Origin of the sequence: Streptomyces albireticuli (assembly GCF_021228125.1) — a bacterium.
Taxonomy (GTDB): Bacteria; Actinomycetota; Actinomycetes; order Streptomycetales; family Streptomycetaceae; genus Streptomyces; species Streptomyces albireticuli.
Genome location: NZ_JAJQQS010000002.1, coordinates 707717 through 730231, shown reverse-complemented (window position 1 = coordinate 730231; position 22515 = coordinate 707717). Strand labels below are relative to the sequence as shown.

Below are 22515 nucleotides of genomic sequence, written 5' to 3'. Positions count from 1 at the left end.
CCATTCGGCCGTATCCGGTCAGCCTATGCGGACACCGAACTGGAAGGGCATGTTCCCCATCGACTCGTAGCGCACATTGGTGCCCGAGCGGGGGGCGTGCAGGGTCTGGCCGTTGCCCGCGTAGAGGCCGACGTGGTGCTGGTCGCCGTAGAAGATGACCAGGTCACCGGGCTTGAGCTGGCTCTGGTCGTAGATGCGGGTGCCGGCGTTGGCCTGGTCCTGCGAGATGCGCGGCAGGGTGACGCCGGCCTGCGCGTACGCCCAGGAGGTCAGGCCCGAGCAGTCGAAGGAGCTGGGACCGGTCGCGCCCCACACATACGGGGTGCCGATCTTGCTCTGCGCGGCGGAGAGCGCGGCGGCGGCGCGGCCCGAGGTGGGGAGGTCCTTGCCGAGGTCCGGGCGGCTCTCGCCGGCGCGGCCGGCGCGCGAGCCGCCCCCGCTCTTGGCATCACCCTTGGCACCGTCCTTGGCGGCGTCGCCGCCGCCGGCCTCCTTGGCGTCCTCGGCGGCGATCTCGGCGCGCTCCTTGGCGGTGAGCGTGTTGAGGAGCTTCTGGGCCTCGGCGAGCTTGCCCTGGACCTCCTCCTTCTTCTCCCCGAGGGCCTTACGGGTCTCCCCGAGGTCCTTGAGCTTGCCGGTCGCCTCCTGGCGCTGCTGCTTGAGCGTGCGCTGCTTCTCGGAGATCTGCTTGAGGGTGTCGGCCTGGCGGGCGCTGAGCTGGTTGAGCGTGGACGCCTTGTCCAGGAAGCTGTCCGGGTCGGAGGAGAGCAGCAGCTGGAGCGAGGGGTCGATGGCGCCGCCGCGGTACTGGGCGGTGGCGACCGAACCGAGGCTGTTGCGGAGCTTGTTGAGCTCCTCCTGGCCGCGGGCGACCTTGTCCTGGAGGTCGCCGACCTGCTTGTCGAGCTTCTCCTGCTTCTCCTTGGCCCCGTTGTACTTCTCGGTGGCCTGCTCCGCCTCTTCGTAGAGCTTGTCGACCTTGGACTTCACGTCCGCCTTGTTCGCCTCGTCCGCGCTGGCGGACTGGGCGGAGAGGGCGACGGCAGCGGCGGCGGTCACGGTGAGCACGGTCACCCGGGTGCGGCCCGGCTGCTTGGGACGACGGTGGGACGCCACGGAGACGGGCTCCTTCTTCCTCGGCCGCCCGGCACGCGGGATCCACGGTCGCGGCGGGACCCTCGCCGCCACCCCGAATGGATGATCTACCGCGCGAAGGTTCGAGGCCCGACATTAGTGACCCTCATATGATCCGTTCAAATCCTCATGAGAAAAATTTCGCCTCATGAGGCCATCCTTTACCGACAGGACACGGCCGGTAAGCGGAATTTGACGTTCAGGCACCATGAGCACCCGGTACGGGACCGGCCGGAGCCGGCCGCACCCGACCGGGCTCCGCCTCAGGTCCGGGCAAGTCGCTTGAGCAGCAGGGCCGATGCCACCGGCCGCGCGCCCGCCTTGGCGACGCCGTCGGCCACCTCGCGGTCGGTGGAGACCACCACCACCGGGCGGCCCGGCGGCTCGGCGCGCACCAGCTGGCGGATCAGCTCGTCCGCCGTCACGCCCGGCTTGCTGAACAGCACCCGCACCCCGCGCGGCGGCGCCAGCAGCACCGGCGCGGCCAGCTCGGCGCCGTCGAAGACACAGGTCATCTCCGCGCCGGTCTGCGCGGCCAGCATGGCCAGCCCGCCCAGCAGCCGCAGCCGCTGCTTGTCCAGCGGCATCGTGGGATAGCCGGTCTTGGTGACGTTGTAGCCGTCGACCACCAGATGCGCCTGGGGCAGCGCCAGCAGCTGGTCGAGAAGGGCCGGGTCGGTCTCCGACAGCGCGCGGGTGGCGATGTCCTTGGGCGTCATCCGGCCCGGCTCGACCGCGTCGACCGTGTCGGCCGGGTGCACCGAGGCCGGCGGCAGGGCCAGCTCGCGGCGCAGCCCCTGGGCCGCGTCCAGGACCGTGTCCAGCAGCAGCCGCAGCCTCATGTCCTCCACGCTGCGGCCCTCGCGGGTCGCCCGGCGGCTGGCCTCCAGCGCCGCCTCGGCCTCCGACAGCCGCGCCTTGAGCCGCCGCGCCTCGCCCAGCGCCGCGGCCTTCTCGGCGGCACCGGCCGTCCGCACGCCCTCCAGCTCGGCCTCGGTCTTGCGCAGCGCGGCCTCGCCGCGCCGCACGTCGCTCTGCGCGCTGCGCAGCTTGCGCTGGAGCGCGTCGGTCTCCTTGCGCGCCGCCTCCAGCTCGGCGCGCACGCGCTCGCTCTCCGTACGGGCCTCGGCGCGGGCCTCGGCCAGCTCCTCGCGCAGCCGCCGCAGCTCGCGCTGCGCCTCCTCGCCCGCCCGTTCGGCGCTCGCCCGCTGGGCCTCCTCGCCCGCGGCCGTGACCAGCTTGACCCAGCCGGCGGGCCGCAGGACATAGGCCATCGCGGCCACGTCCTCGGGGTCCGCGGCGGCGGGCGGCGAACCGGCGTCCAGCGCCTCGGCCAGTTCGGAGCCCGTCTCCCGCAGCCGGGCGGAGATCCGCTGCCGGAAGGCCGCGTCGTTCTCCACGGCGGCGGCCATGGCGTTGCCGGCGAACTTGGCACGGCGACTGGCCGTGAACCGGGCGTACTGGCGCAGCGCGGCGGGCAGTTCGGCGACCGTCAGGCCGCCGAACGCCTCCGCGACCAGTGCGACGACCCGGCGCCTGACCCCTTCGGGCAGGGGTCGGTCGAGCACCTCGGCGACACCGTCCGGCCCACCGGTGTCCTCGGGTTCACCGGCCGCGTCCGCGCCGCCTGTATGCTCAACCACCGTTCACCGCTCCCGTTCTTCAGGCGTTCGCGCCCGGCCGGTCCACCAGCTCGATCTGGTCGACCGCGTTGCACCACCGGCACCGCACGGACTCGATCGTCTCACTGACCACTTCACGCTCCTCCACCCGAGGCTCACCGGCCAGGTCGAGGTGCACGTACTCCACGGCCCTGGTCGACCGCGTCACGTCGAACCTGGTCAGATTGCCGCACAGCGTGCAGCGCCAGCGGGTCTCCGCCGTCGGCTGGGGAACGCCCATGGTGTCGCCGTCCGTCCTCGTCTGTCGTCGGTCTGTCGTCGGCCGGGGCCCGGCCTTCTACTCTCCGGCCGGGCGCCGTTCGGGCATCCCGGCGGGCCGCGGTGCGCCGTCGAACTGCGGGTGTGCTCCCCGTAACCCTACGTCCTGATGGTCATGCGGCGCCCAGATGGCCGCAGTACGGCCCCGCATCCGCGCCCCGGCGAGGCGCTCTGTGCGGTTTGCTGCCGGTACGCCATGATCTGCTCATGATCGGAAAGGCAGCGCGCCCGGGGTCCGCGACGCCCGTGGTCACCTACGCCCTCATGGGCATCTGCTGTGCCGTCTTCGTGCTCGGCCCCACCTCCGGCCTGACGATCTGGCCGACCGCCCCCGGGGCCGACACCTCCGGGCCCGCGCAGCTGGCCGCGCAGAGCGCCTACTTCGCCCGCTGGGGCGTGGTGCCGGAGGAGCTGTGGCACGGCCCGCCGGGCGAGGCGCTCACCCCGCTCACGGCTCTCTTCCTGCACGGCAACTGGCTGCACCTGCTGGGGAACATGCTCTTCCTCCACGTCTTCGGCGCCATGGCCGAGGAGCGCATGGGCCGGGTCGCCTTCGCGCTCTTCTACCTCGCCGCCGGGGTGCTGGCACTGCTCGGCTACGCCGCCGCGCACGCCCACTCCGAGCAGACGCTCGTCGGGGCCTCCGGAGCGATCTCCGGGGTGCTCGGGGCCTTCCTCTACCTCTTCCCCCGGGCCCGGGTCACCAGCCTCTTCCCGTTCCTCTTCTTCCTGCCGTTGCGCTTCCCCGCCTGGGCCGTCCTGCTCTTCTGGTTCGTCCTGCAGTGGCTGGCCGCCCGGGCGGCCGACGACCGGCCCGGAGTCGCCTATCTCGCCCATGTGGTGGGCTTCTCGCTCGGCTTCCTCTACGCGTGGGCCCGGTACAGGCGTGCGGTTAGAGTGAAGGGCGCAGCCGGGCCGAGCGAGGGCCTGAGCTCTCCCGGGGGACCGCCCCCGACCCCCGATAGGAGCCAGCCGTGATCACTTCGATCGTCCTCATCAAGACCGACGTCGACCGCATCCCGGAGATCGCCGAGGAGATCGCCGCGCTGGAGGGGGTCAGCGAGGTCTACTCCGTCACCGGCGCGCACGACCTGATCGCGATGGTCCGGGTGGCGCGCCACGACGACCTGGCGGACGTCATCCCCGGCCGCATCAGCAAGGTCCCGGGCGTGGCCTCGACGGAGACGCACATCGCGTTCCGCACGTACTCGCACCACGACCTGGAGGCGGCGTTCGCCATCGGCCTGGACGCGTAGCCCGGTTCCGGGCAACAAATCAGCCCGTCCGGCGTTTGAGGACCGGGGTCCGGGGCGGAGCCCCGGTTCGGGAAGGGGCGGGGTGGGGACAAGGCCCGCCGCAGGCGCACCACCCGCCCGCCGCCGCACCCGCACACCCCTACGCGGGAACGCACCGCCCACCCACCGTCCGGTACGACCACCGCGCCCCGTCCCGCACAAGCTCCCGCACCGCGGACACGAACCGCGCCACGTGCTCGTCCGGCGTCCCCGCCCCGAAGCTCACCCGGATCGCGTTCAGGTTCCCCCCGTCGGGCGCCCCGCACTCCCCCGGCGCGTCCGGCGCGCCGCCGAGCAGGAGGCGTACGAGCGGGTGCGCGCAGAACAGGCCGTCGCGGACGCCGATGCCGTACTCCGCGGAGAGGGCCGCCGCGAAGTGCGAGCTGTTCCATCCGTCCACGGTGAAGGCGAGCACGCCTACCCGCGGCGCGTCGTCGCCGAAGAGCGAGAGCACCCGGACCTCCGGCACCTCGGCGAGGCCCGCCCGGACCGCCTCGATGAGCCGCCGCTCGCGCTCCACGAGCGTCTCGAACCCCGCCTCGGTGAGCGCCTTGCAGGCGGAGGCGATGGCGTAGGCCCCGATGACGTTGGGCGAGCCCGCCTCGTGCCGGGCCACGGTGTCGTGCCAGTCGACGCGAACCCCGCCGTCGGCACCCCGCGCCACCTGGCGGGTCGCGCCGCCGCCCGCCAGGTAGGGCGCCGCGCCCTGGAGCCAGTCCGGCCGGCCGGCGAGCACCCCGGCGCCGAACGGCGCGTACAGCTTGTGCCCCGAGAAGGCGATCCAGTCTGCGTCGAGCTCCGCGACGTCCACCGGGTGGTGCGGGGCGAGTTGCGCGGCGTCGACCACGATCCGGGCGCCGTGGGCGTGCGCGGCCGCGGCCAGCTCCCGTACGGGCCACAGCTCGCCCGTCACGTTCGACGCGGCCGTCACACAGACCAGCGCGGGGCCGTAGGGCTCCCGGTCGGCGAGGGCGCGCTCCAGGGTCTCGACGGCCTCGCGCGGCGAGCGGGGCGCGTCGAGGTAGGTGACCGTGACGTCCGCGCGCCGCTCCCAGGGGAGCAGCGCCGCGTGGTGCTCGGTCTCGAAGACGAACACGCGGCAGCCGGCCGGGAGCGCGGCCGCGAGGAGGTTGAGGGAGTCGGTGGTCGAGCGGGTGAAGACCACCTGGTCGTCCGGCCGGCAGCCGAGGAAGGCGGCGACCTCGGCGCGGCTGTTCTCGAAGAGGTCGGTGGAGAGCTGGGAGAGGTAACCGGCCCCGCGGTGCACGCTGCCGTAGTAGGGCGCGTACGCCGCCACGTCGTCCCAGACCCGCTGGAGGGCGGGCGCGCTGGCCGCGTAGTCGAGGGCCGCGTAGGTCACCTCGCCGCCGGTCACGAGCGGCACCCGGACATCCCTCCCGAGAACGGGCAGAGGCGGGCAAACCGAACGGTCGGCGGCAAGGGTGGGGACAGACATGGCGAACTCCCGTGGGAAGGCAGGCGAATTCCGCCGCGCGGTGGGCGCGGGAAAGGAAGGAAAAGGTGCGTCGGAAAACCGGAAAAGGGCTCGCAGGACCCTGAAAGGGGTGTGCTGAGCCCTAACGCATTCGCTGAACCACGGAAAGAACTCCCTCGACGACCAGGATCCCTGGCGAGGGATCCGCGCTTGCCGCAGACCTCTGTGGCTGCGACCTGGTCATCACCCGGGGCACCCCGCCGCAGAAGGAGGGTTGCCGGACAGCGGGCCGGGGCCGTGTCGCTGTCACTCGTGACCTGGCGAGGAGTATGGCACAACTGATCGTCGCGCGGAAAGGGGCGTCCGCATCACGGACGCCCCACCTCGCCTCGCGGCGTTACGCGTTGCTGGCCTCGACCCAGCGGTCGAGCGCCCGCTTCGCCGCCCCGGAGTCCAGCGACTCCGCGGCCCGTGCGATCCCGCCGGAAATCTGCTCCGTGAGCGGGGCGTCCGTCGGGTCCAGGGCGACCAGCGCCGCCGCGGCGTTCAGCAGCACCGCGTCCCGCACGGGCCCGGTCGCGCCGTCCAGCAGCCGGCGGGCGACATCGGCGTTGTACGAGGCGTCGGCGCCGCGCAGCGCCTCCACGGGCACCAGCGGGATGCCCACGTCCCGGGGGTCGAAGGGCTCCTCGCGGACCGCTCCGTCCCGGACCACCCAGACCCGCGAGGTCGCGGTCGTGGTCAGCTCGTCCAGCCCGTCGTCACCGCGGAAGACCAGCGCCGAGGAGCCGCGCTCGGCGAGGACACCGGCCAGGATCGGGGCCATCCTGGCGTCGGCGACACCGGTGGCCTGGGCCCGCACCCGGGCGGGGTTGGTCAGCGGGCCGAGGACGTTGAAGGTGGTCCGGATGCCCAGCTCCCGCCGCGCGGGGGCGACATGGCGCAGCGACGGGTGGAACTTCACGGCGAAGCAGAAGGTGATGCCCGCCTCCTCGGCCACCTCGACCACGCGGCGCGGCGTCAGGTCCAGATTGACGCCGAGCTTCTCCAGGACGTCCGAGGCGCCGCTGGCGGAGGACGCGGCCCGGTTGCCGTGCTTGACGACCTTGGCGCCGGTGCCGGCGACGACGATCGAGGACATGGTGGAGATGTTGACCGTCTTGGCGCCGTCGCCGCCGGTGCCCACGATGTCCACGCTGGGGCCGGGCACCTCGATCAGCCGGGCGTGCGCGTACATCGCGCGCACCAGGCCGGAGATCTCGGCGACCGTCTCGCCCTTGGCGCGCAGGGCGACGACGAAGCCGGCGATCTGGGCGTCGGTGGCCTCGCCGCGCATGATCCGGTCCATGGCCCAGGCGGTGTCGTCCGCGCTCAGGTCCACTCCGCCGAGCAGGGCCTCCAGGAGACCCGGCCAGGAGGGGGCCACCGCGCTGTCGCCGCCTGCCGGGGTCACAACGTTCATGGTCCACGCTCCTGGTGGTCGGACTGCGGGCCGCCGCCTTCCGGGGCCCTGCCGGTCCAGCCTATCCAGCCCCGGGAACGGCGAAGAGCCCCGTCCACGCGCTGGACGGGGCTCTCGCTGTGGCGATCAGCGATCAGTGGCCGGTGCGGACCGGCCGGTCGGGGATCAGTGGTGGCCGTGGCCGCTGGTGATCTCCTGGTACTCCTCCGCGGTGGGCTTGTCGATCTGCGTGCCCTCGCCGTAGAAGCCCTGGGAGAGCTTCACCCGGAGCTTCTCGGAAGTACCGATCTTGCGCTTGACACCGTTCTCGTCGACCTCGGGGCCGAGCTCGAGCGGCTTGGGCTGCTCGTGCGACGTGAGGGTGTGCAGCTCCTCCTGCGACAGCGGCTCGTGGACCTCGACGAACTCACCGTGCGGCAGGCGCTTGATGATGCCCGACTCGCGGCCGTGCAGCACCTTGTCCTTGTCGCGGCGCTGGAGGCCCATGCACATCCGGCGGGTGGCGATGAAGACCAGCACCGGGATGACGAAGAAGCCGATCCGGACGAACCAGGTGATGGCGTTGATCGAGAGGTGGAAGTGGGTGGCCCACAGGTCGTTTCCACCACCGACCAGCATCACGAAGTACGCGGCGATCCACGCGGCGCCGAACGCGGTGCGCGTCGGGTGGTTACGCGGGCGGTCCAGCAGGTGGTGCTCGCGCTTGTCACCGGTGACCCAGGACTCGATGAACGGGTAGACCGCGATCGCGCCCAGGACCAGCGGGAAGATCACCAGCGGGATGAACACGCCCAGGACGAGGGTGTGGCCCCAGAGGTTGATCTCCCAGCCCGGCATGACACGGATCAGACCCTCGGCGAAGCCCATGTACCAGTCGGGCTGGGCGCCGGTGGACACCTGGTCCGGCCGGTACGGGCCGATGGCCCAGATCGGGTTGATCGAGGCGATGGCCGCGATGGCCGCGATGATGCCGAAGACCAGGAAGAAGAAGCCACCGGCCTTGGCCATGTAGACCGGCATGAGCGGCATGCCGACGACGTTCTTCTCGGTGCGGCCGGGGCCGGGGTACTGGGTGTGCTTGTGGTACACGACGAGGATGAGGTGCGCCACGAGCAGACCGAGCATGATGCCCGGCAGCAGCAGGACGTGGATCGAGAAGAAGCGCGGCACGAAGTCCGAGCCCGGGAACTCGCCACCGAAGAGGAACATCGAGATGTACGTGCCGATGATCGGCACGGACAGGATCGCGCCCTCCATGAAGCGGACACCGGTGCCGGAGAGCAGGTCGTCCGGCAGGGAGTAACCGGTGAAACCGGTGAACATGCCGAGGACGAACAGCAGGAAGCCGAACAGCCAGTTGACCTCACGCGGCTTGCGGAAGGCACCCGTGAAGAAGACGCGCATCATGTGCACGAACATCGCCGCGAGGAAGATCAGCGCGGCCCAGTGGTGGATCTGCCGGATGAGCAGACCGCCACGGATGTCGAAGCTGATGTTGAGCGTCGACTGGAACGCCTCGGACATCCGCATGCCCTGCATGGGGACGTACGAGCCGTGGTAGACGACCTCGCTCATGCTGGGGTGGAAGAACAGCGTCAGATACACACCCGTGAGGATGATGATCACGAAGCTGTAGAGGCAGACCTCACCCAGCATGAAGGACCAGTGGTCCGGGAAGATCTTGCGCATGTTGGCCTTGGCCAGGGTGTAGATACCCAGCCGGCCGTCGGCCCAGTCGGCTACCCGCTCACCCGCGGGCGCCTTGCGCCGGCCCGGTGCGCCGGCACCGGACTGATTCGTGGTCGTAGTACTCATCCGCGCTCCCAGTAGGCAGGACCGACGGGCTCGGCGAAGTCGCCCATGGCCTCAAGGTAGCCCTTGTCGTTGACCTTGATCCGCAGCTGCGGAAGGGCGTGCCCGGCCGGGCCGAAGATCACTCGTCCGCCGTCGGCGAGGTCGAAGGTGGACTGGTGGCACGGGCAGAGCACGTGGTGCGTCTGCTGCTCGTAGAGGCTGATCGGGCAGCCGACGTGCGTGCAGATCTTGGAGAACGCGACGATGCCGTCGACGGACCAGTCCAGCTCGCGCTTGTCCTTGATGTTCTCCGGCTGGAGCCGGACGATCATCAGGGCGGCCTTGGCGATCTCCTTCTGGAAATCGTGGTCCTCCTCCTTCATGCCCTCGGGCATGGCGAAGGTGAGGGAGCCGACCTGGACGTCCTCGGGCCGCAGGGGCTGGAGGGTGTTCTGGTTGATCAGCATCTTGCCCTCGGACCAGGCGGTCTTCCGGAGCTTGGTGCCCGGGAGCGGTCCGAGGTCACGGAGCAGGACCACACCGGAGAGCGGCAGCAGCGCGAGCGCGCCGAACATGGTGCGGCGGATCAGCGGGCGCCGGCCGATGGCCGACTCCTCGGCGCCTTCCCGGAAGTCGGCCATGACCTTGGCCTTGACCTCGGGCTCGGCCGCGATCGCGTGACGCTCGTCGGCGACCTCCACGTCCGACATCAGCGTGCGGGCCCAGTGGACCGCGCCGGCGCCGATGCAGAACAGCGCCACGCCGAGGGTGAGCCCCAGCGAGAAGTTCAGCGCGCTGATGTGGCCGATCGGGAAGACGTAGATGTTCTTGTCGACCGGCAGGGTCACGTACGAGGCGATGAACCCGACCGTGGCCAGCATGGACAACAGGAACAGGAACGCGACCGCGCGCTCGGAGCGCTTCGCGGCCCGCTCGTCGATGTCCTGGATGCGGTGCTCGTGCGGGGGCATGCCCGGGTCGGCGAACGGGTCGGCGACCTTCGTGGTCACGGCTCCGCCGTGCGCCTCGTCCTGCGTGCTCGGCAGGTTCTCTTCTGGAATGTCTTGGCTACTCATGACTTCTTGGCCTTTGCGGTCCGGCAGGCGACCCAGATGGCGGCGGCGATCAGCGCACCCAGCCCGAAGACCCACGCGAACAGACCCTCACTGACCGGGCCGAGCCCACCCAGTTCGAGGCCGCCGGGGCTCTCCGCCTTGCTGCTGTTGACCGTGTCGAGGTACGCGATGACGTCCTTCTTGTTCTTCTCCGACATGGTGGTGTCGGGGAAGGAAGGCATGTTCTGCGGGCCGGTCTGCATGGCCTCGTAGATGTGCTTGGGGTTGACGTCCTCAAGGGTGGGGGCGTACTTGCCGTTCGAGAGGGCGCCGCCCTTACCGGTGAAGTTGTGGCACTGCGCGCAGTTCGTACGGAAGAGCTCCCCGCCCTTGGCGATGTCCGCGCCGTCGGGGCTGTACTGCTCCTTCGACGGGACCGACGGACCGGCGCCGAGCGACGCGACGTACGCGGCCAGCTGGTCGATCTCGGCCTGGGAGTAGATCGCCTTCTTCCTCGGCGCCTGGGCGCCCTGCTGCTGCAGCGGCATACGGCCGGTGGCGACCTGGAAGTCGACGGCCGCGGCGCCCACGCCGACGAGGCTCGGGCCGTCGGTGGTGCCCTGACCGCCGGTGCCGTGGCAGCTGGCGCAGCCCACGGAATAGAGCTTCTTGCCCTCCTCGATGGCAAGGGACTGGGCGGTGTCATCGGCCTTGGCCGTGTCCGCCGGCGCGAACGCGGCGTACAGCCCCCCGGTTACCGCCAGCGCGAAGAGTAGGACGACGACCGCCGCCAGCGGATGGCGTCGTCGTGCGGAGAGCTTTTTCACGGATTACCCCGGTGTCAGGATCTTCTGCGTCGATGCGGGACTGAATGGTCCGGTGCGGGACCGAAATCTTCGGGTTACTTGATCAAGTAGATCGTGGCGAAGAGGCCGATCCACACCACGTCGACGAAGTGCCAGTAGTAGGACACGACGATGGCCGCCGTCGCCTGGTGGTGGGTGAACCTCTTGGCCGCGTACGTCCTGCCCAGGACCAGCAGGAAGGCGATCAGGCCGCCCGTCACGTGCAGGCCGTGGAAGCCGGTCGTCAGGTAGAAGACCGAGCCGTACGGGTCGGAGGACAGGGAGAGCCCGTCCTTCTTGACCAAATCCGTGTACTCGAAGACCTGGCCGCCGATGAAGACGGCACCCATCACGAAGGTGATCACGAACCACATGCGCAGCTTCTTCACGTCACCGCGCTCGGCGGCGAACACACCGAGCTGGCAGGTGAGTGAGGAGAGCACCAGGATCGTGGTGTTGGTCGCCGAGAACGGAAGGTTCAGCGCGGACGCCATTTCCTTCCAGTGCTCGGCACCCATGACCGATCGCAGGGTGAAGTACATCGCGAAGAGGGCCGCGAAGAACATCAGCTCGGAACTCAGCCAGATGATGGTTCCGACGCTGGTGAGGTTCGGCCGGTTGACCGAGGGGTGCGCGTGCCCGGTATCTACTGCTGTTGCTGTCGCCACGACCGACATTATGTCGGTCGCTTATCTCGCGCTCACTCCGGGGGGTGCCGTTCGGTGTGTCAAGACCGTATGCCGTGCTCGTACGGCCCAAGGCGGGGGTCCCCCAAAGGGGGGAAGCAGTCGTTCCGCAGCCCCGCCGGTGACCCTTCGGGACCCTGCGGGGGCCCCGGGAGGACCGCTGGTGACGAGGCGTCGGACCGGGCGGCGGAGAGATCTCCGGGCCTTCCGAACCCTCCTCGGGCGCGGCGCGCGCGGAGTAGCATCCGCGCAGGCGGTGCCTCGGCGCGCGCCTGCGCGGACGCCTCCGCGCGCGCCGTGACCGCGCCACCTGCCGTGCCCGTCCACTGAGTCTGGAGGAACGATGCAGCCGACCGCCACGGTGCTGGTCTACAGCGACGACGCGGGCACCCGCGAGCAGGTGAGGCTGGCCGCCGGACGCCGTCCCGCGGCCGACGTGCCCGCCGTCGAGTACCTGGAGTGCGCGACCCTCCCCGCGGTCCTGGCGGCCCTGGAGGAGCGCCGGATCGACGTGTGCGTGCTGGACGGCGAGACGGCGCCCGCGGGCGGCATGGGGGTGTGCAGGCAGCTCAAGGACGAGGTCTACCGCTGCCCGCCGGTGCTGCTGCTCATGGGGCGCGCGCAGGACGCCTGGCTGGCCACCTGGAGCCGCGCCGACGCCGCCGTGACGCACCCGCTGGACCCGGCGGTCTTCGCGGACGCCCTGGCCGGTCTGCTGCGCGGCAAGCGGGCCGTGGAGGTCTGAGCCCGGGGCCACGGGCCTCCGGCGGCCGCCGGAGGCCCTCCGGAGCGACTCCGGAGGGCCTCCGGGGCCGCTCCGGCGGCTATGTCTCGGGGCGGAGGCGGGCGGCGTCGGCGGGGTTGCTGCCGTCGCGCTTGCCGGCCGCCAGGGCGCTGCCCTCGCGCCACTGCTTCCAGGGCATGTTCCAGTCCCCGAAGCCGTTGTCGAAGGGCGTCATGGTGGTGCCCGCGCTGTTGACGACCTTGACGAGGTCGCCGAGGTGGATGGTGTCGAAGAACCACTTGGCGTTGTCGGTGCTCATGCCGGTGCAGCCGTGGCTGACGTTCTCGCTGCCCTGCGAGCCCTCGGACCACGGCGCGGCGTGCACGTATTCGCCGCTCCAGGTCACCCGGGTGGCCCAGCGCACGGGCAGGTCGTAGGAGTCCTCGCTGCCCTCGGCGATGCCGATGCTGGTGCCGCGCATCCGTACGAAGGATTCCCTGCCGAGGACCACCTTGACCCCGTTGCGGGTGGCATAGCCGGGCTTGCCCGTGGTGACCGGGATGGAGCGGATCTCCTTGCCGTCGCGCAGCACGGTCATGCTGTGCGCGGCGGCGTCCGTGACGGCCTCGATGCGGTCGCCGATGGTGAGCTTCACGGGCTTGGAGGAGCCGCCGTAGAGGCCGCCGGCGACCTTTATCCCGTCCAGGCCGGAGCGGACCTCGACGGTGGTGCGGGCGGGCCAGTAGTCCTTGGGCCGGTAGTGCAGGGTCCGGTTGTCCACCCAGTGCCAGACGCCCTCCACGGCGGGCCGGGTCTCGACCTTCAGGGCGCGCTCGACGACGGCGCGCGCGGCGGGGTCCTGGACGGGGGCGCTGAGTTCGGCCGTGACGGGCTGTCCGACGCCGTACGTGCCGCTCTGCGGGCCGAAGGCGACCCGGAGCAGCCGGTCGGCCGCGCTGGTGTCGAAGCCGACCGTGCGGCGGCCCTGGAAGCCGTCCTCGTCCTCGGTGCTGACGCGGACCGTGTAGTGCGCGCCGGCCGCCAGGGCTCCGGTGCTGTGCCAGCGGCGGCCGTCGGCGTCGAGCTCGCCCTTCACGAAACGGCCTGCGGCGTCCGTCGCGGTCACGTCGGTGATCCGGTCCGAGCCGTCGGCGGTCACCTCCAGCGGCTTGCTGGGGTCGGCCTTCCGCCCGTCCTCGGCACCGGTGAGCGCGACCTGCCCGGTGGCGTCGTAGGGCGTGTCGGCGAGCGGGTTCGACGAGCCGCCGCACGCGGTGGCCCCCAGCGCCACGGAGGACACCACCATGGCGCAGAGGTGCACCACACGGCGTCGGGGAGAGTGACTCATGGTCACACCGTAGGAAGGATCGGGTGCCGCGGCCTGCGGGGTGACTCCGAACGGGTGGCCGCCCCGGGAACGCACCGGGCCCCGCACACCGGAGGGTGTGCGGGGCCCGGGCGGAGCGGTGCGGAACCTACTGGTTCTGGTTCTCACCGCGGTAGAACTCGAACACCCAGCCGAAGAGGCCGACGGCGATGACCGGGGCGGAGAAGTACATCAGCCACCAGCCGAAGCAGATGCTCATGAAGGCGAGCGCGCCACCGATGGCCAGGGACAGCGGCTGCCAGCTGTGCGGGGCGAAGAAGCCCAGCTCACCGGCGTCGTCGGCGACGTCCGCGTCCTTGTTGTCCTGAGCGCCCGCGTCCACCCGGCGCGCGGTGAACGCCAGGTAGTAGCCGACCATGATGCACAGACCGAAGGCCAGGAACAGCGCGGTCGTACCGGCCGGCTCCTTCGACCACACGCCGTAGACGATCGCCATGGCGAGGACGAAGACGGCGAGCCAGATGAACATCTTGCCCTGGATCTTCACTTGCCGGCCTCCTTGCCACCCGCGAGGGCCTTGTCAGCGCCGAGGTTCTCTTCCAGCTCCAGCGCCGCGATCTCCGGGTGGTGCAGGTCGAACGCCGGGGATTCGCTGCGGATCCGCGGCAGGGTGAGGAAGTTGTGCCGCGGCGGCGGGCAGGAGGTCGCCCACTCCAGGGAGCGGCCGTAGCCCCACGGGTCGTCGACCTCGACCTTCTTGCCGTACTTGGCGGTCTTCCAGACGTTGTACATGAACGGAAGGATCGACAGGCCGAGCAGGAAGGAGCTGATCGTCGAGATCGTGTTCAGCGTGGTGAAGCCGTCGGCGGCGAGGTAGTCCGCGTAACGGCGCGGCATGCCCTCGGCACCCAGCCAGTGCTGCACCAGGAACGTGCCGTGGAAGCCCACGAACAGCGTCCAGAAGGTGATCTTGCCCAGGCGCTCGTCCAGCATCTTGCCCGTGAACTTCGGCCACCAGAAGTGGAAGCCGGAGAACATCGCGAACACCACGGTGCCGAAGATGACGTAGTGGAAGTGCGCGACCACGAAGTACGAGTCGGAGACGTGGAAGTCCATCGGGGGCGAGGCCAGGATGACGCCGGTCAGACCACCGAAGGTGAAGGTGATCAGGAAGCCGACGGCCCAGAGCATCGGGGTCTCGAAGGACAGCGAGCCCTTCCACATGGTGCCGATCCAGTTGAAGAACTTCACACCGGTCGGGACCGCGATCAGGAAGGTCATGAAGGAGAAGAAGGGCAACAGCACGCCGCCTGTGACGTACATGTGGTGCGCCCACACCGTCACGGACAGACCGGCGATCGAGATCGTGGCCGCGATCAGGCCCCAGTAGCCGAACATCGGCTTCCGGGAGAAGACCGGGATGACCTCGGAGATGATGCCGAAGAACGGCAGCGCGATGATGTACACCTCTGGGTGGCCGAAGAACCAGAAGAGGTGCTGCCACAGCAGCGAGCCACCGTTGGCCGCGTTGAAGATCTGGGCACCGAACTTACGGTCCGCCTCCAGGGCGAACAGCGCGGCGGCCAGCACCGGGAAGGCCAGCAGGACCAGGACACCGGTCAGCAGGACGTTCCAGGTGAAGATCGGCATGCGGAACATCGTCATGCCCGGAGCGCGCATGCAGATGATCGTGGTGATGAAGTTGACCGAGCCGAGGATCGTGCCGAAGCCGGAGAAGGCCAGACCCATGATCCACATGTCGGCGCCGACACCCGGCGAGCGGACGGCGTCCGACAGCGGGGAGTAGGCGAACCAGCCGAAGTCGGCCGCACCCTGCGGGGTGAGGAAGCCGGCCACCGCGATGAGCGAGCCGAAGAGGTACAGCCAGTACGCGAACATGTTCAGCCGCGGGAACGCCACGTCGGGCGCGCCGATCTGCAGCGGCATGATCCAGTTGGCGAAACCGGCGAACAGCGGCGTCGCGAACATCAGCAGCATGATCGTGCCGTGCATCGTGAACGCCTGGTTGAACTGCTCGTTCGACATGATCTGCGTGCCGGGACGAGCGAGTTCGGCGCGCATCACGAGCGCCATCAGGCCGCCGATGCAGAAGAACGCGAACGACGTGACCAGGTAGAGCGTGCCGATCGTCTTGTGGTCGGTGGTGGTGAGCCACTTGATCACAGTGCTGCCGGGCTGCTTCTGGCGTACGGGCGGTGCTGCCGTGGCTGTCGCGGCGGCACCCTGGGGTTCGTTGAGGATGCTCACTTGTTCTTGGTCTCCGCGTTCTTCGCGTGATCCGTCTGCGCGATACCCGCCGGCTGGTAACCGGTCTGGCCCTTGGCCGCCAGCTCCTTCAGGTGCGCCTTGTACCGCTCCGGAGAGACGACCTTGACGTTGAAGAGCATCCGGGAGTGGTCCTGGCCGCAGAGCTCGGCACACTTGCCCATGAAGGTGCCCTCCTTGTTCGGAGTCACCGTGAAGCTGTTGGTGTGCCCCGGGATGACGTCCTGCTTCATCAGGAACGGCACCACCCAGAAGGAGTGGATGACGTCCCGCGAGGTGAGCACGAACTGGACCGTCTCACCCTTGGGCAGCCACAGCGTGGGACCCGGGTTGTTGTTCTGCGGGTTCCGGTCGCCGGGGATGCCGACCTCGTAGACGCCCTCGGCGCCGGCCGGGGCCTTCGAGAGGAACCGGTCCGGGATCGCGTCGAGCTCCTTGTTCTCACGGAGCGGCTTCGCGGGGGTACCGGTGTCGCCGTCGACGTTCTCCATGTAGTTGAACGCCCAGCTCCACTGGAAGCCGACCACGTTCACGACGTGCTGCGGCTTGTCAGGGTTGGTCAGGAGCTTGTTCTCATCACGCGCGGTGAAGTAGAAGAGCACCGACACGATGATGATCGGGACCGCGGTGTACAGCGCCTCGATGGGCATGTTGTACCGGGTCTGCGGAGGAACCTCGACCTTGCTCCGGCTGCGCCGGTGGAAGATGACGCTCCAGATGATCAGGCCCCACACCAGGATGCCGACCACGAGGGCGGCGGCCCAAGAGCCCTGCCACAGGGAGAGGATCCGCGGCGCCTCTTCCGTGACAGGAGTGGGCATTCCGAGGCGGGGAAAGTCCTTATATGTGCAACCGGAGGCGGTCGCAAGGACAGCGCCCGCGGCCAGCGCCTGCAGCAGCTTCCGCCGCACCGGGCGCCGCGACGAGCGGTCGGAGCCGTTGGGACTCACGTAGCGCCTTCCCGAGAGTCTCGCCCGTGCGGCCGGCTGCGGCCGTCTCGCTGGTCGGTCGCCGGCCCGCTGCGGGCAGGGGTTTGGATGTTTATGCGGACCAAACCCTACTGGACGCTATTTGGGGCCGCGCGGGGAGGGTGCCCAACGCGCCGGGCCACTCCCCGAAGGGGTGGAATCCAGGGCTCCGGAGGCTATCTGGAGGACCGTCAGCGCAGCGTACGGGGGGTGCGTACGGGTGACGGGCAGCGGCGGGCGGCGCTCCCCCGGAGTCATGGACGATCTTGGACGTGCCGGGCCCGCGCCACCCCGGCGATCTTCCGGCCACCGCACCCTCCGCCCGGCCGCCCCGGGGGGTTAGCGTGTCGCCGTGCCCTACTTCGACGTCGCGTCCGCCGCCCCGCTGCACCCCGTCGCCCGCCAGGCGCTGCTGGCCTCCCTCGACGAGGGCTGGGCCGACCCCACCCGGCTCCACCGCGAGGGCCGCCGGGCCCGGCTGCTGCTGGACGCCGCGCGCGAGGCCGCGGCGGAGGCGGTCGGCTGCCGGCCGGACGAGCTGGTGTTCACCCCATCGGGTACCCGCGCGCTGCACGACGGCATCGCGGGCGCGCTGGCCGGCCGCCGCCGGACGGGCCGCCATCTGGTGGTGTCCGCCGTCGAGCACTCGGCCGTGCTCCAGTCGGCCGCGTCGCTGGAGGCGGCCGGCGGCACGGTGACCCGGGTGGCCGTGGACCGTACGGGCCGGGTCGCGCCCGGTGCCTACGCGGCGGCCCTGCGCCCCGACACCGCGCTCGCCGCCCTCCAGTCCGCCAACCACGAGGTGGGCACCGTGCAGCCGGTCGCCGAGGTCGCGGAGGAGTGCCGGGCGGCGGGCGTGCCGCTGCTGGTCGACGCCGCGCAGTCGCTGGGCTGGGGCCCGGTCGAGGGCGGCTGGTCGCTGCTGACCGCGAGCGCCCACAAGTGGGGCGGTCCGGCGGGGGTGGGGCTGCTCGCGGTGCGCAAGGGAGTGCGCTTCGCGCCGCAGGGTCCCGCGGACGAGCGGGAGTCGGGGCGCGCGCCGGGCTTCCCCGATCTGCCCGGGATCGTCGCGGCGGCCGCGTCGCTGCGGGCGGTGCGGGCGGAGGCGGCGGCCGAGGCGGCACGGCTGCGGGAGCTCGTGGAGCGGGTGCGGACCCGGGTGCCGGAGCTGGTGCCGGACGTGGAGGTGGTCGGCGACCCCGTGCGGCGGCTGCCGCACCTGGTCACCTTCTCCTGCCTGTACGTCGACGGCGAGACGCTGCTGCACGCCCTGGACCGGGCCGGCTTCTCCGTCTCGTCCGGCTCCTCGTGCACGTCCAGCACGCTGGAGCCCAGCCATGTGCTGCGGGCGATGGGCGTGCTGTCGGAGGGCAACGTCCGGGTCTCGCTCCCCGCCGGGACGCGGGAGGAGGACGTGGAGGCGTTCCTGGACGTGCTGCCCGGGGCGGTGGCCTCGGTGCGCGAGCGGCTGGGCGTCCCCCGGGAGACGTCCGCTCCGGCCGCGCCGGCCACCGCACAGGGGCGGGGCGAGGCGGAGCTGGTCGTCGACGCGCTGGGCAAGCGGTGCCCGATCCCCGTCATCGAGCTGGCCAAGGTGATCGGTGACGTACCGGTGGGCGGGCTGGTGACGGTGCTGTCCGACGACGAGGCGGCCCGGCTGGACGTCCCGGCGTGGTGCGGGATGCGGGGCCAGGAGTACGTGGGCGAGCGCCCGGTGGAGGGCGGGGTCGCGTACACGGTGCGGCGTCGCGGATAGGCGGTGGCCGGGCGGGTGCCGCGCGGGGCCGGTCGCCCGGCGCGGCCGGGGGGCAGGTGCGCCGGCTCGCCGGGGAGCCGGCGCGGTCCCGTCCCGGAAGGGCCCGCACACGGTGGCGCGGCGCCCGGGCCGGGGCGCCCTCGGACGCCGGACGGCCCGTGCGGGATCCGCGCCCCGGGACGGGTGCGGATCCTCACGGGGCCGGGCCCGGGGACGCGTGCGCCCCCGGGCGTCGGGGACGTCCGGGGGCGTACGCGCGTGAAGCGGGGGGCGCGTCAGGCCAGGCGGGCCTGGATCTCGGCGGCGGCCTCGTCGCCGTACGCCTTGGTGAAGCGCTCCATGAAGTGGCCGCGCCGCAGCTCGTACTCCTGGGTGCCGAGCGTCTCGATGACGAGCGTGGCGAGCATGCAGCCCAGCTGGGCCGAGCGCTCCAGCGAGAGCTCCCACGTCAGGCCCGCGAGGAAGCCCGCGCGGAACGCGTCGCCGACGCCGGTCGGGTCGACCTTGGCCTCCTCCTGGGCGCAGCCGACCTCGATGGTGGGCTGACCGACCCGCTCGATGCGCACACCGCGGGCGCCCAGCGTGGTGACGCGGGTGCCGACCTTCGCCAGGATCTCCTCCGCCGACCAGCCGGTCTTGGACTCGATGAGGGCCTTCTCGTACTCGTTGGTGAAGAGGTACGCGGCGCCGTCGACGAGGACGCGGATGTCGTCGCCGTCCATGCGGGCGAGCTGCTGGGAGGGGTCGGCGGCGAACGGGATGCCCCGCGAGCGGCACTCCTCCGTGTGGCGGATCATCGCCTCGGGGTCGTCCGCGCCGATCAGGACCAGGTCGAGGCCGCCCACGCGGTCGGCGACCGGCTGGAGCTCGATCTGGCGCGCCTCGCTCATCGCCCCGGTGTAGAAGGACGCGATCTGGTTGTGGTCGGTGTCCGTGGTGCAGACGAAGCGCGCGGTGTGCAGCACCTCGGAGATGCGGACGGAGTCGGTGTCGACGCCGTGCCGGTCCAGCCAGGCGCGGTAGTCGGCGAAGTCCTGGCCGGCGGCGCCGACCAGGACCGGGCGCAGGCCGAGGACGCCCATGCCGAAGCAGATGTTGGGGGCGACGCCACCGCGGCGTACGTCCAGGTCGTCGACGAGGAAGGAGAGCGAGACGGTGTGCAGCTGGTCCGCCACGAGCTGATCGGCGAAACGGCCGGGAAAGGTCATCAGGTGGTCGGTGGCGATGGAGCCGGTGACAGCGATACGCACGGCGGGTCTGCTCCTGCGGGGCGAGGTGACATGACGGAAACAGGAAGAACCACACCACGCTACCGGGTCCGGAAGTCGTACTCGGGTTCGGATCCAGCCATCCAACGGACAAAATTACCTAATAGTAGCCCTTTCTCCGTGTGCCACGTGATGCGTACGGTGCCGGTATGCCGAACCCTGTGAAGGACGTCACGTTCATCGATTCCGAACCCGAGTCCCTTGAGGAACTGCGCCGCCTGTGCGCCCGGATGGCTCCCCACTGGGCCGGCGCCGCCCCGGTCCCGGCCGTCCCCGCGCCCGTACCGCCGTCGCGCATCCACGGAGTGTCGGTGCCCCCGGCCTCGGCGCGGCTGCTCGACGGAATGTCGGAGTACGGCGACTGAGGACTGGTGGAACCGCTCGCTCCTGCGCTCCGTCCAAGCGACGTCCCTCTCCCGGGGGACACCGCAGTACACACATTGAGCGGAGCGAAGGAGCGATGTGGTGAGCACCGAGGGCGGGACTCCGGACAGCACCCCCGATCGCACGCCGGGGCGCGGAGAACGGCGCAGGCGCCCACGGCTGGCGGTCGCGTCGGTGGCGGCGGCGGTCCTGCTGGCCGGTGGCGGCGGCGCCTACTGGGCGTCCACGGCGGCCGGCGGCGGGGGTGGCGAGGACACCTCCGGCGCGCCGGGCCGGGAGGGTTCTCCCCCGCCGCTCGCACTGGACGGCTACCACCGCGGCGGTCCGGCGCAGGGCATCGCCGTCGGGGAACCCGATCCGCACGGGGTGCGCTACCGCGCCGAGGGGAAGCTGCCGTCCGGGCCCCGGTCCGCGGCGGTCCGCCTCCCCTCGGAGAGCGTCACGCGGGACGCGGTGGCCGCCCTGGCCGGGGCCCTGTCGGTGCCGGGCGCGCCCCGGCTGGAGCAGGGCGTCTGGCGGGTGGGCGGCGGACCCGGCGCGTCCGAGCCGACGCTCCAGGTGAACGGCAAGGGGCCGGGCAACTGGTCGTTCGCCAAGTACGGGACGCCGGGCGGACCCGGCTGCGCGCAGCCGGGCGCCGACAAGGACCGGGACAAGGGTCTGAGCGAGGGCCTCGGCCCCGACCCCGCGGCGGCGTCCGTCAGCTGCCCGCAGTACCGGGACGGATCGGGCGCCAAGGGGAGCGGCTCCGGCGGGGACGTCGGGCCGGTCCCGGAGGAGAAGGCCAGGAGCGTGGCCGCGCCCGTGCTCAAGGTGCTCGGCCAGCAGAAGGCGAAGATCAAGGCGGACGAGCTGCACGGCGCGGTCCGGGCCGTGGTGGCCGACCCCGTGGTCGACGGTGCGGCGACCTACGGCTGGCAGACCCGACTGGAAGTGGGGTCCGACGGCCAACTGGTCGGGGGCGGCGGGCAGTTGCAGACGCCCCCCAAGGGTGCCGAGTACCCGCTGATCAGCGCGGACGCGGCCCTGGCACAGCTGAACAAGAGCCGGTCCGGCACCTCCGCCGACGTCTCCGTCGGGGGCTGCGCCACGGCGGTCCCGCACGGCACGGAGGGTTCGGCGCCCTGCCCGGGCAAGGAGCGCCCGGCGGCCGAGCCGTCGGTGGTGACCGGGGCATCCTACGCGCTGGCCTCGCACTATGTGCGGGGGCGGCAGGCGCTGGTGCCGTCGTGGGTCTTCCAGGTGCGGGTCCACAAGGCGCTGGACGCGGCGGACAAGTCGGACGAAGGGGTGACGGTCCCGGTCGTGCGGCCCGCGGTGGACCCGAAGTTCCTGGTACCGGCGAACGGCCCCTCGGCCGGACCCTCCGACCCTCCGGCGACCGGCACCCCGAAGTCGGCGCCGGTGCGCGTGGAGTCCTACAGCGAGGACGGCCGGCGGCTGGTGCTGCGCTTCTGGGGCGGGGTGTGCAGTGACTACGCGGCGTCGGCGAAGCAGTCCGGGGCGGCGGTGACGGTCAAGGTGACGGGCACCGAGAAGCGGCCCGGCGGGCACTGCGTGCTGATGGCGAAGGATTTCACCGAAACGGTGACCCTGGACGAGCCGCTGGGCGACCGTAAGGTCGTCGACGCGACGACCGGCGAGCCCGTGCCGGAGAAGCAGCGGAAGTAGCCGCCCGGAGCGCACCGGGAGCGGGAACGGCGAAGGCCGCGACCTTAAAAGGGTCGCGGCCTTCGCCGTCGGTGTCGCGCGCTTCCTAGTTGAAGGAGTCGCCGCAGGCGCAGGAGCCCGTCGCGTTGGGGTTGTCGATCGTGAAGCCCTGCTTCTCGATGGTGTCGACGAAGTCGATGGAGGCGCCGCCCAGGTACGGGGCGCTCATGCGGTCGGTGACGACCTTGACGCCGTCGAAGTCCTTGACGACGTCGCCGTCGAGCGAGCGCTCGTCGAAGAAGAGCTGGTAGCGCAGGCCGGAGCAGCCGCCGGGCTGGACGGCGACGCGCAGGGCCAGGTCCTCGCGGCCCTCCTGCTCCAGCAGGGCCTTGACCTTGGCGGCGGCGGCGTCGGACAGGAGGATGCCGTCGCTCACAGTGGTCTTCTCGTCCTGAACGGACATCTGCTTCACTCCCGGGTTTGTGCGGACTGCTTGCCCTCGGCTG

Annotated in this window: 21 protein-coding genes and 1 riboswitch; of the genes, 6 read left to right on the top strand and 15 right to left on the bottom strand. The window is 71.2% G+C overall.

From position 1 onward, the window contains the following. Positions 1-18 precede the first annotated feature (18 nt). The 3 genes from LUZ64_RS03420 to LUZ64_RS03410 form a co-directional block, all read right to left on the bottom strand. Positions 19-1116, bottom strand: a complete 1098-nt coding sequence (locus LUZ64_RS03420) for a C40 family peptidase (protein ID WP_095581809.1) — start codon at positions 1114-1116, stop codon at positions 19-21. A 281-nt stretch (positions 1117-1397) separates the two neighbouring features. Beyond that, the gene (locus tag LUZ64_RS03415; protein WP_095581808.1) at positions 1398-2777 is read right to left on the bottom strand and encodes an NYN domain-containing protein; all 1380 of its coding nucleotides are present in this window, start codon (positions 2775-2777) and stop codon (positions 1398-1400) included. A 19-nt stretch (positions 2778-2796) separates the two neighbouring features. After that, the gene (locus LUZ64_RS03410) at positions 2797-3036 is read right to left on the bottom strand and encodes a hypothetical protein (RefSeq protein ID WP_095581807.1); all 240 of its coding nucleotides are present in this window, start codon (positions 3034-3036) and stop codon (positions 2797-2799) included. 245 nt (positions 3037-3281) lie between these two features. Between LUZ64_RS03410 and LUZ64_RS03405 the strand changes: the two genes are divergently transcribed. Then, positions 3282-4052 (top strand): rhomboid family intramembrane serine protease, encoded by a 771-nt coding sequence (locus LUZ64_RS03405; protein ID WP_095581806.1) that lies wholly within the window; start codon positions 3282-3284, stop codon positions 4050-4052. Next, entirely contained in the window at positions 4049-4330 is a 282-nt protein-coding gene (locus LUZ64_RS03400; RefSeq protein WP_087928446.1) for an Lrp/AsnC family transcriptional regulator, read from the top strand. Before LUZ64_RS03405 ends, LUZ64_RS03400 begins: the two co-directional genes overlap by 4 nt. 139 nt (positions 4331-4469) lie before the next feature. Here LUZ64_RS03400 and LUZ64_RS03395 read toward each other — a convergent pair whose 3' ends face one another. The 6 genes from LUZ64_RS03395 to ctaE all read right to left on the bottom strand — a co-directional run bounded on the left by LUZ64_RS03395 (position 4470) and on the right by ctaE (position 11637). Beyond that, positions 4470-5825, bottom strand: coding sequence for an aminotransferase class V-fold PLP-dependent enzyme (locus LUZ64_RS03395; protein ID WP_095579064.1), 1356 nt, complete (start codon positions 5823-5825; stop codon positions 4470-4472). Between the two features lie 180 nt (positions 5826-6005). Next, a riboswitch (SAM riboswitch) is annotated at positions 6006-6122 on the bottom strand. Between the two features lie 79 nt (positions 6123-6201). Continuing rightward, positions 6202-7266 (bottom strand): anthranilate phosphoribosyltransferase, encoded by a 1065-nt coding sequence (trpD, locus tag LUZ64_RS03390; protein ID WP_095579063.1) that lies wholly within the window; start codon positions 7264-7266, stop codon positions 6202-6204. A gap of 165 nt (positions 7267-7431) precedes the next feature. Then, on the bottom strand, positions 7432-9081 hold the full coding sequence (gene qcrB, locus LUZ64_RS03385; protein WP_095579062.1) for a cytochrome bc1 complex cytochrome b subunit: 1650 nt from the start codon (positions 9079-9081) through the stop codon (positions 7432-7434). Then, complete coding sequence (qcrA, locus tag LUZ64_RS03380; protein WP_095579061.1) at positions 9078-10136, bottom strand: cytochrome bc1 complex Rieske iron-sulfur subunit; 1059 nt, start codon at positions 10134-10136, stop codon at positions 9078-9080. Before qcrA ends, qcrB begins: the two co-directional genes overlap by 4 nt. Further along, complete coding sequence (gene qcrC / locus LUZ64_RS03375; RefSeq protein ID WP_095579060.1) at positions 10133-10942, bottom strand: cytochrome bc1 complex diheme cytochrome c subunit; 810 nt, start codon at positions 10940-10942, stop codon at positions 10133-10135. Before qcrC ends, qcrA begins: the two co-directional genes overlap by 4 nt. A gap of 74 nt (positions 10943-11016) precedes the next feature. Further along, a complete protein-coding gene (ctaE, locus tag LUZ64_RS03370; RefSeq protein WP_087928440.1) occupies positions 11017-11637 on the bottom strand; it encodes an aa3-type cytochrome oxidase subunit III in 621 nt (206 codons plus the stop codon). A gap of 352 nt (positions 11638-11989) precedes the next feature. On the opposite strand from ctaE, the gene LUZ64_RS03365 reads away from it, so the two are divergent. Further along, entirely contained in the window at positions 11990-12391 is a 402-nt protein-coding gene (locus tag LUZ64_RS03365; protein ID WP_095579059.1) for a DNA-binding transcriptional response regulator, read from the top strand. A 79-nt stretch (positions 12392-12470) separates the two neighbouring features. Here LUZ64_RS03365 and LUZ64_RS03360 read toward each other — a convergent pair whose 3' ends face one another. The 4 genes from LUZ64_RS03360 to ctaC form a co-directional block, all read right to left on the bottom strand. Continuing rightward, on the bottom strand, positions 12471-13718 hold the full coding sequence (locus LUZ64_RS03360; RefSeq protein WP_095579067.1) for a L,D-transpeptidase: 1248 nt from the start codon (positions 13716-13718) through the stop codon (positions 12471-12473). Positions 13719-13845: 127 nt separating this feature from the next. Further along, positions 13846-14244: a cytochrome c oxidase subunit 4 gene (locus LUZ64_RS03355; RefSeq protein ID WP_095579058.1), complete on the bottom strand. Its 399-nt coding sequence runs from the start codon at positions 14242-14244 to the stop codon at positions 13846-13848. After that, positions 14241-15965, bottom strand: coding sequence for an aa3-type cytochrome oxidase subunit I (gene ctaD, locus LUZ64_RS03350; RefSeq protein WP_095579057.1), 1725 nt, complete (start codon positions 15963-15965; stop codon positions 14241-14243). Before ctaD ends, LUZ64_RS03355 begins: the two co-directional genes overlap by 4 nt. Further along, positions 15962-16933, bottom strand: a complete 972-nt coding sequence (ctaC, locus tag LUZ64_RS03345) for an aa3-type cytochrome oxidase subunit II (protein WP_095579056.1) — start codon at positions 16931-16933, stop codon at positions 15962-15964. Before ctaC ends, ctaD begins: the two co-directional genes overlap by 4 nt. Before the next feature lie 370 nt (positions 16934-17303). Here ctaC and LUZ64_RS03340 point away from each other — a divergent pair, with 370 nt between their 5' ends. Continuing rightward, positions 17304-18707 (top strand): cysteine desulfurase/sulfurtransferase TusA family protein, encoded by a 1404-nt coding sequence (locus tag LUZ64_RS03340; RefSeq protein ID WP_095579055.1) that lies wholly within the window; start codon positions 17304-17306, stop codon positions 18705-18707. A gap of 275 nt (positions 18708-18982) precedes the next feature. On the opposite strand, the gene LUZ64_RS03335 is transcribed toward LUZ64_RS03340, so the two are convergent. Continuing rightward, entirely contained in the window at positions 18983-19957 is a 975-nt protein-coding gene (locus LUZ64_RS03335) for a carbohydrate kinase family protein (protein ID WP_095579054.1), read from the bottom strand. Between the two features lie 167 nt (positions 19958-20124). Between LUZ64_RS03335 and LUZ64_RS03330 the strand changes: the two genes are divergently transcribed. Continuing rightward, positions 20125-20340 (top strand): hypothetical protein, encoded by a 216-nt coding sequence (locus LUZ64_RS03330; RefSeq protein WP_095579053.1) that lies wholly within the window; start codon positions 20125-20127, stop codon positions 20338-20340. Positions 20341-20440: 100 nt separating this feature from the next. Beyond that, positions 20441-22030: a hypothetical protein gene (locus tag LUZ64_RS03325; protein WP_095579052.1), complete on the top strand. Its 1590-nt coding sequence runs from the start codon at positions 20441-20443 to the stop codon at positions 22028-22030. Between the two features lie 85 nt (positions 22031-22115). Here LUZ64_RS03325 and LUZ64_RS03320 read toward each other — a convergent pair whose 3' ends face one another. Beyond that, positions 22116-22472, bottom strand: coding sequence for a HesB/IscA family protein (locus LUZ64_RS03320; protein WP_087928430.1), 357 nt, complete (start codon positions 22470-22472; stop codon positions 22116-22118). Positions 22473-22515: the final 43 nt, after the last annotated feature.

What these genes read in the sequence shown, in the direction of transcription:
- trpD (WP_095579063.1), bottom strand. Translation starts at nt 7,266, where the DNA reads ATGAACGTTGTGACCCCGGCAGGCGGCGACAGCGCGGTGGCCCCCTCC.
- LUZ64_RS03405 (WP_095581806.1), top strand. Translation starts at nt 3,282, where the DNA reads ATGATCGGAAAGGCAGCGCGCCCGGGGTCCGCGACGCCCGTGGTCACC.
- LUZ64_RS03320 (WP_087928430.1), bottom strand. Translation starts at nt 22,472, where the DNA reads ATGTCCGTTCAGGACGAGAAGACCACTGTGAGCGACGGCATCCTCCTG.
- qcrA (WP_095579061.1), bottom strand. Translation starts at nt 10,136, where the DNA reads ATGAGTAGCCAAGACATTCCAGAAGAGAACCTGCCGAGCACGCAGGAC.
- LUZ64_RS03410 (WP_095581807.1), bottom strand. Translation starts at nt 3,036, where the DNA reads ATGGGCGTTCCCCAGCCGACGGCGGAGACCCGCTGGCGCTGCACGCTG.
- ctaE (WP_087928440.1), bottom strand. Translation starts at nt 11,637, where the DNA reads ATGTCGGTCGTGGCGACAGCAACAGCAGTAGATACCGGGCACGCGCAC.
- LUZ64_RS03360 (WP_095579067.1), bottom strand. Translation starts at nt 13,718, where the DNA reads ATGAGTCACTCTCCCCGACGCCGTGTGGTGCACCTCTGCGCCATGGTG.
- LUZ64_RS03395 (WP_095579064.1), bottom strand. Translation starts at nt 5,825, where the DNA reads ATGTCTGTCCCCACCCTTGCCGCCGACCGTTCGGTTTGCCCGCCTCTG.
- qcrB (WP_095579062.1), bottom strand. Translation starts at nt 9,081, where the DNA reads ATGAGTACTACGACCACGAATCAGTCCGGTGCCGGCGCACCGGGCCGG.
- LUZ64_RS03330 (WP_095579053.1), top strand. Translation starts at nt 20,125, where the DNA reads ATGCCGAACCCTGTGAAGGACGTCACGTTCATCGATTCCGAACCCGAG.
- LUZ64_RS03365 (WP_095579059.1), top strand. Translation starts at nt 11,990, where the DNA reads ATGCAGCCGACCGCCACGGTGCTGGTCTACAGCGACGACGCGGGCACC.